The sequence below is a fragment of the Azohydromonas lata genome, assembly GCF_034427735.1.
Lineage (GTDB): Bacteria > Pseudomonadota > Gammaproteobacteria > Burkholderiales > Burkholderiaceae_C > Azohydromonas > Azohydromonas lata.
This window is the reverse complement of sequence record NZ_JAXOJX010000053.1, coordinates 41,380-48,680: the sequence shown is the minus strand read 5'-3', so window position 1 is coordinate 48,680 and position 7,301 is coordinate 41,380. Positions and strand designations below refer to the sequence as shown.

Annotated in this window: 7 protein-coding genes; 6 read left to right on the top strand and 1 reads right to left on the bottom strand. The window is 68.1% G+C overall.

Annotation, left to right across the window (positions count from 1 at the left end; genetic code table 11):
- On the bottom strand, positions 1–981 hold a 981-nt coding region (locus SM757_RS25435; protein WP_322467536.1), incomplete at its 3' end, for a LysR family transcriptional regulator.
- A 231-nt stretch (positions 982–1,212) separates the two neighbouring features.
- Here SM757_RS25435 and SM757_RS25430 point away from each other — a divergent pair.
- The 6 genes from SM757_RS25430 to SM757_RS25405 all read left to right on the top strand — a co-directional run bounded on the left by SM757_RS25430 (position 1,213) and on the right by SM757_RS25405 (position 7,266).
- The gene (locus SM757_RS25430; RefSeq protein ID WP_322467535.1) at positions 1,213–2,340 is read left to right on the top strand and encodes a muconate/chloromuconate family cycloisomerase; all 1,128 of its coding nucleotides are present in this window, start codon (positions 1,213–1,215) and stop codon (positions 2,338–2,340) included.
- A gap of 101 nt (positions 2,341–2,441) precedes the next feature.
- The gene (catA, locus tag SM757_RS25425) at positions 2,442–3,356 is read left to right on the top strand and encodes a catechol 1,2-dioxygenase (RefSeq protein WP_066339978.1); all 915 of its coding nucleotides are present in this window, start codon (positions 2,442–2,444) and stop codon (positions 3,354–3,356) included.
- 128 nt (positions 3,357–3,484) lie between these two features.
- Positions 3,485–4,900: a benzoate 1,2-dioxygenase large subunit gene (gene benA / locus SM757_RS25420; RefSeq protein WP_066339986.1), complete on the top strand. Its 1,416-nt coding sequence runs from the start codon at positions 3,485–3,487 to the stop codon at positions 4,898–4,900.
- A gap of 13 nt (positions 4,901–4,913) precedes the next feature.
- Positions 4,914–5,399: a benzoate 1,2-dioxygenase small subunit gene (benB, locus tag SM757_RS25415; RefSeq protein WP_066339990.1), complete on the top strand. Its 486-nt coding sequence runs from the start codon at positions 4,914–4,916 to the stop codon at positions 5,397–5,399.
- A 69-nt stretch (positions 5,400–5,468) separates the two neighbouring features.
- Positions 5,469–6,476, top strand: a complete 1,008-nt coding sequence (gene benC / locus SM757_RS25410; protein ID WP_322467534.1) for a benzoate 1,2-dioxygenase electron transfer component BenC — start codon at positions 5,469–5,471, stop codon at positions 6,474–6,476.
- Between the two features lie 13 nt (positions 6,477–6,489).
- Entirely contained in the window at positions 6,490–7,266 is a 777-nt protein-coding gene (locus tag SM757_RS25405; protein ID WP_066340000.1) for a 1,6-dihydroxycyclohexa-2,4-diene-1-carboxylate dehydrogenase, read from the top strand.
- Positions 7,267–7,301: the final 35 nt, after the last annotated feature.

Genomic DNA, 7,301 nt, shown 5'->3' with positions numbered 1-7,301 from the left:
GGGGCCGGTGGCGTCCTGGCCCGCGTCGCCGGCCTCCGCGGCCTGCGCGCTCACCGCCGCCCAGGCTGCGGCCTCCACGCGCCGCCTGGCCTCGGCCTGCTCGCGGTAGATCTGGTCGATGAGCGAGCGCAGCAGCACGATGTCCTCGTTCTGGTCCTGCGCCCGCGTGCTCATGACGATGGGCGACACCGCCTGCTCGTCGGACAGCGGCCGGTACACCACCTCGTCCGGCCGCAGCCGGCTCACGCCCGTGGGCACCACGCACACGCCCATGCCCGCGGCCACCAAGCCCAGCGCGGTTTGAATCTCCTGCACCTCGTGCACCGTGCCGGGCTCCAAACCCTGGTCGCGGAATAAGGACAAAACCTGGTCGGCGTAACTGGGTCGTGGAGATTTAGGGTAAACCAGAATATCCCGATGCGCCAACGCGGCCAACAGCAGCGGCATGTCAGGGATGGCCAGCTCATGCTCCATGGGTATGGCCACCACCAGACGCTCCATGCGCAGCACCTCGCGCTTGATGGCCGGGTCGTCCAGCTTCAGCCGGCCGAAGCCCACGTCCACGCGGCCGGCCTTGAGGGCCTCGGTCTGGTCCAGGGTGGACATCTCCACCAGGGAGAGCTCCGTCTGCGGCCGCGCCGCGCGGAACAGCCGCACCAGCCGCGGCAGCGCGCCGTACATGGTGGAGGCGACGAAACCGATCACCAGCCGCCGCTCCATGCGCGCGATGCGCCGCGTGGCCCGCTGCGCCTGCGCCGCCTGCTCCAGCAGCCGCGTCGCCTGCCCGTAGAAGAAGCGCCCGGCCTCGGTGAGCTTCAGCGGCCGCGACCCGCGCTCGAACAGCGGCGTGCCCAGCTCCTCCTCCAGGTCCTGGATCTGCCGGCTCAGGGGCGGCTGCGAGATGTGCAGCCGCTCCGCGGCCCGGGTGAAGTTCTGCTCGTCGGCCACGGCGACGAAGTAGCGCAGGTGACGCAGTTCCATTTTCATGCCTTCAAGGTATGAAAGCAGTCTAAAAGCGTCTTGGACTGGCGGCAAGCGGCTGCCTAATATTCACGGCATTCAAGGCAGACATTAAAAACCAAGCAGCCCGGGATATTTCCATCAGAAGGCTCGCCTGGATTTTCAAATCCGCCTCTCAACTGTTTGGCCAAGCCATGGGGATATTCCCCCGAGGGGTGGTCATGGAAATGGCGCAAGCCGCCGGGAATTGAAATGAGCTCTCAACTCAGTATTGTTTCGGTCGAGACGCTGCTGGTGGACGTGCCCACCATCCGGGCCCACAAGCTCTCCGTGGCGACCATGAACCACCAGACGCTGGTGCTGGTGCGCATCACGGCCAGCGACGGCATCGTGAGCTGGGGCGAAGGCACGACCATAGGCGGCCTGGCCTACGGCGAGGAGAGCCCGCAGAGCATCAAGGTCAACGTCGACACCTACGTCGCGCCCCTGCTCGTGGGCGAGGACCCGCGCGCCGTGGCGCGGCTGATGGCGCAGGTGAACCAGCGCATCCAGGGCAACCGCTTCGCCAAGTGCGCGGTGGAAACCGCGCTGTACGACGGCCAGGCCAAGCGGCTGGGCGTGCCGCTGAGCGAGCTGTTCGGCGGCCGGGTGCGCGAGAGCATTCCCGTGGCCTGGACGCTGGCCAGCGGCGACACCCGGCGCGACATCGCCGAGGCCGAGCGCATGCTGGAGCTGCGCCGCCACAACGTCTTCAAGCTCAAGATCGGCCTGCGCAGCGTCAAGGACGACGTGGCCCACGTGGCCGCCATCAAGCGGGCGCTGGGCGACATGGCCAGCGTGCGCATCGACGCCAACCAGGCCTGGTCGGTGACCGAGGCGCTCGAAGGCCTGCGCATGCTGGCCGACGCGGGCATCGACATGGCCGAGCAGCCCATCGCCGCGCACGACAAGCTGGGCCTGCGCCGGCTCACGCAGGCCAACATCCTGCCGGTGATGGCCGACGAGGCGCTGCACGGCCCGCGCGACGCCTTCGAGGTCGCCAGCACGCAGGCGGCCGACATCTTCGCCGTGAAGATCAACCAGTCCGGCGGCCTGCGCGGCGCGGCGCAGGTGGCGGGCATCGCCCAGGCCGCGGGCATCGCGCTCTACGGCGGCACCATGCTCGAAGGCGCCGTGGGCACCCTGGCCTCGGCCCAGGTGTTCTCCACCTTCCACGACCTGGCCTGGGGCACCGAGCTGTTCGGCCCGCTGCTGCTGACCGAGGAAATCCTCGTCGAGCCCCTGCCCTACCGCGATTTCTCGCTGCAGTTGCCCACGCGCCCCGGCCTGGGGATCGAGATCGACGAAGCCAAGCTCGCGCGGCTGTGCCGCGACCGCTGAGCAGGTCTTCCTTCAGGCCCCACCGACCCTTTTCAAACCCGGCCTCCCGAGCCGACACCGCCCACCCTTGCTCATTGCAAGCACCCCACGAGGAGACATCCATGGACAAGAAGACGATTGACGCACTGATGACCCGCTTCGAGACGACCGGCGTCGTCGGCGAGGGCAACCCCCGCACCAAGGCCATCGTCGGCCGCCTGGTGCGCGACCTGATGCTGGCCATCGAGGAGCTGGACATCAGCGCCGCAGAGTTCTGGGCTGGCCTGAACTTCCTGAGCGAAGCCGGCCGCAACAACGAGATGGGCCTGATCGCCCCCGGCATCGGCATCGAGCACTTCCTGGACCTGCGCATGGACGAGGCCGAGGCCCGCGCCGGCCTGAAGGGCGGCACGCCGCGCACCATCGAGGGCCCGCTGTACGTGGCCGGCGCCCCCGTGGTGCAGGGCGAGGCGCGCATGGACGACGGCCAGTCGCCCGGCGAGGTGGTGGTCATGGAAGGCACGGTGCGCGGCACCGACGGCCAGCCCATCGCCGGCGCCAAGGTGGAGGCGTGGCATGCCAACCACCTGGGCAACTACTCCTTCTTCGACAAGACGCAAAGCGCCTTCAACCTGCGCCGCACCATCGTCACCGACGCCCAGGGCCGCTACAAGTTCCGCAGCATCATGCCCGTGGGCTACAGCTGCCCTCCCGGCGGCTCCACCGAACGCTTGCTCACGCAACTGGGCCGCCACGGCCACCGCCCCGCGCACATCCACTTCTTCGTGAGCGCGCCGGGCCACCGCAAGCTCACCACGCAGATCAACATCGAGAACGATCCGCACCTGTGGGACGACTTCGCCTTCGGCACCCGCCAGGGCCTGGTGCCGCCCGTGCACACCAACAACGACGCGGCCGCCATGCAGGCGCTGGGCGTGGACAAGCCCTTCTACGAGATCAAGTTCGATTTCACCCTGCATGCCGAGCAGGCCGGCGCCCCGGCGACCGATTTCGCCCGCCCCCGCGCCGCGGCCTGACCAGGCCCCCCGCCTTCCGCTGAAAAGAGGCTGACTGTTCACCCGGGCGCGCCGCCAGGCGGCCCGGGCTGGGCGAAGCCTTGCCCGACTTTCATTGCCCGCGGCTCCGTGCGGGCCTGGAGACAAGCATGAGCACTTCCGCACCCCTCGCCGACGTCAAGAAGCGCCTGGCCGGCATGCTGGTGGAGGACGCCGACCGGCACGTCTACCGCCTGCACCGCAGCGCCTTCACCGACGAAACCCTGTTCGACCTGGAGATGAAGCACATCTTCGAGGGCAACTGGATCTACCTGGCCCACGAGAGCCAGATCCCCAACCCCAACGACTACCTGACGACGACCATCGGCCGCCAGCCCATCGTCATCACGCGCAACAAGGCCGGCGAGCTCAACGCCATCATCAACGCCTGCTCGCACCGCGGCGCCACGCTGTGCCGCCACAAGAAGGGCAACAAGGCCAGTTTTACTTGCACCTTCCACGGCTGGACGTTCAACAACTCGGGCAAGCTGCTCAAGGTGAAGGATGCGAACGGGGCGGGCTACCCCGACACCTTCAACAAGGACGGCAGCCACGACCTGAAAAAGGTTGCGCGCTTCGAGAGCTACCGCGGCTTCCTGTTCGGCAGCCTGAACCCCGACGTGCCCCCGCTCACCGAGTTCCTGGGCGAGTCCACCAAGATCATCGACATGATCGTGGACCAGTCGCCTGAAGGGCTGGAAGTGCTGCGCGGCTCCTCCACTTACACCTTCGACGGCAACTGGAAGCTGCAGGCCGAGAACGGCGCCGACGGCTACCACGTCAGCTCCGTGCACTGGAACTACGCGGCCACCACCAACCAGCGCAAGCTGGCCGCCGCGGGCGACAACATCAAGGCCATGGACGCGGGCAGCTGGGCCAAGCAAGGCGGCGGCTTCTACTCCTTCGAGCACGGCCACATGCTGCTGTGGACCAAGTGGGCCAACCCCGAAGACCGGCCCGCCTACCCGATCCGTGACCAGCTCGCCGCGCAGCACGGCGCGGCCAAGGCCGACTGGATGATCGGCCACTCGCGCAACCTGTGCCTCTACCCCAACGTCTACCTGATGGACCAGTTCAGCTCGCAGATCCGCGTGCTGCGCCCCATCGCCGTGGACAAGACCGAGGTCACCATCTATTGCATCGCCCCCAAGGGCGAGTCGGCCGAGGCGCGCGCGCGCCGCATCCGCCAGTACGAGGACTTCTTCAACGCCACCGGCATGGCCACGCCTGACGACCTGGAGGAGTTCCGCGCCTGCCAGCAGGGCTACGCCGGCATCGCACTGGAGTGGAACGACATGTGCCGCGGCGCCAAGCAGTGGGTGCAGGGCCCGGACGACGCCGCCAAGGAAATCGGCCTGAACCCCACGCTCTCCGGCGTGAAGACCGAGGACGAGGGCCTCTACACCGAGCAGCACCGCTACTGGCTGCAGACCATGCAGCGCGCCGTCGAGACCGAGGAGGCCCGCGAGGCCGCCGGCGTCGAGCACGTCGTGTGCGGCCACCAGCACGCCTGCGACCACGCCTGAGGGAGAAGCCGACATGATGACCATTGAACAAGTCCAGGCCTTCCTGTTCCGCGAAGCCCGGCTGCTGGACGACAAGCAGTGGGACGAGTGGCTCACCTGCTACCACCCCGACGCCGAATTCTGGATGCCCGCGTGGGACGACGACGACGAGCTCACCCGCGACCCGCAGCGCGAGATCTCGCTGATCTACTACCCCAACCGCGGCGGCCTGGAAGACCGGGTGTTCCGCATCAAGACCGAGCGCTCGGCCGCCAGCACGCCGGACCCGCGCACGGGGCACAACATCCACAACGTGGAGATCGTGTCGCAGCAGGGCGAGCAGCTGGTGGTGCGCTTCAACTGGCACACGCTGAGCTACCGCTACCACACGACGGACAGCTACTTCGGCACCAGCCACTACACGCTGGACCTGACCAGCGGCCAGCCGCTGATCAAGCGCAAGGTCGTGGTCCTGAAGAACGACTACATCCACCACGTGGTGGACGTCTATCACATCTGAGACAGCGGCCCGCGAAAAGTGCCTGCCCGGCGGGCACTTTTCGTCAAGGCCACGCACAGGAGACAAGCCATGCCCCACCAGATTGCCCTCCAGTTCGAGGACGGCCTCACCCGCTTCATCGAGGCCAACCCGTCCGAAACCGTGGCCGACGCCGCCTACCGCCAAGGCGTCAACATCCCGCTGGACTGCCGCGACGGCGCCTGCGGCACCTGCAAATGCTTCGCGGAGGCCGGCCGCTACGAGATGGGCGAGTACATCGAGGACGCGCTCAGCGAGGACGAGGCCGCCCAAGGTTTCGTGCTCACCTGCCAGATGCGCGCCCAAAGCGACTGCGTGGTGCGCGTGCCCGCCTCCTCGGCCGTGTGCCGCACGCAGCAGGCCTCGTTCGATGCCGCCATCAGCGAGGTGCGCCAGCTCTCGCCCAGCACCATATCGCTGACGGTGCAGGGCGAGTCGCTGAACAAGCTGGCCTTCCTGCCCGGCCAGTACGTGAACCTGCAGGTGCCCGGCAGCGCCGCCACGCGCGCCTACTCGTTCAGCTCGCTGCCCAAGGGCGGATCCGTGTCCTTCCTCATCCGCAACGTCCCCGGCGGGCTGATGAGCAGCTTCCTCACCAGCCTGGCCAAGGAGGGCGACCGCATGACGCTCACCGGCCCGCTGGGAAGCTTTTACCTGCGCGACATCCAGCGGCCGCTGCTGCTGCTGGCCGGCGGCACGGGCCTGGCGCCCTTCACCGCCATGCTGGAGAAGATCGCGGCCGAGGGCAGCGCGCATCCGCTGCACCTGATCTACGGCGTGACGAACGACGCCGACCTGGTGGAGATGGACAAGCTGCAGGACTTTGCCGCGCGCATCCCCAACTTCACCTTCAGCGCCTGCGTGGCCAGCGCCGAGAGCGCCTGGCCGCGCAAGGGCTACGTGACGCAACACATCGAGCCGGCGCACCTGCACGACGGCGAAGTGGACATCTATCTTTGCGGCCCGCCGCCCATGGTGGAGGCGGTGAGCCGGTTTGTTCGCGAGCAAGGCATAGAGCCCGCGAATTTCTACTTCGAAAAGTTCGCGGCCAGCGCCTGAGGAGAACACGACCATGAGCCAACGTTTCAAGGACAAGGTGGCCGTCGTCACCGGCGCGGCCCAGGGCATAGGCCGCCGCGTGGTGGAGCGCATGCTGGAGGAAGGCGCCCGCGTGGCGGCGGTGGACCGCTCGGAGCTGGTGCACGAGCTGGCCTCGCTGCCCAACGCGGCCGAGCGGCTGCTCACGCTCACGGCCGACCTGGAGCGCAACGCCGATGCCGAGCGCGTGATGGCCGACACCGTGGCGCGCTTCGGCCGGCTGGACGTGCTGGTCAACAACGTGGGCGGCACGATTTGGGCCAAGCCCTTCGAGCACTACCGCGAGCACGAGATCGAGGCCGAGGTGCGACGCTCGCTCTTCCCCACGCTGTGGTGCTGCCACGCGGCGCTGCCGCAGATGATCGAGCAGGGCAGCGGTTCCATCGTCAACGTCTCGTCGATTGCCACGCGCGGCGTCAACCGCGTGCCCTATGGCGCGGCCAAGGGCGGCGTCAACGCGCTCACGGCCTGCCTGGCCTTCGAGAACGCGCAGCGCGGCATACGCGTCAACGCCACCGCGCCGGGCGGTACCGAGGCACCGCCGCGGCGCATTCCGCGCAACGCGCAGCAGCCCACCGAGCAGGAAAAGGCCTGGTACCAGCAGATCGTGGACCAGACCGTGCAGTCCAGCTTGATGAAGCGCTACGGGACGATCGAGGAGCAGGTGGGCGCCATCCTGTTCCTGGCCTCCGACGAGGCGGCCTACATCACCGGCGTGACGCTGCCCGTGGGCGGCGGCGACCTGGGCTGACGCGCCCGGCGACAGGTCCCTTCCCGGGCGCCAGC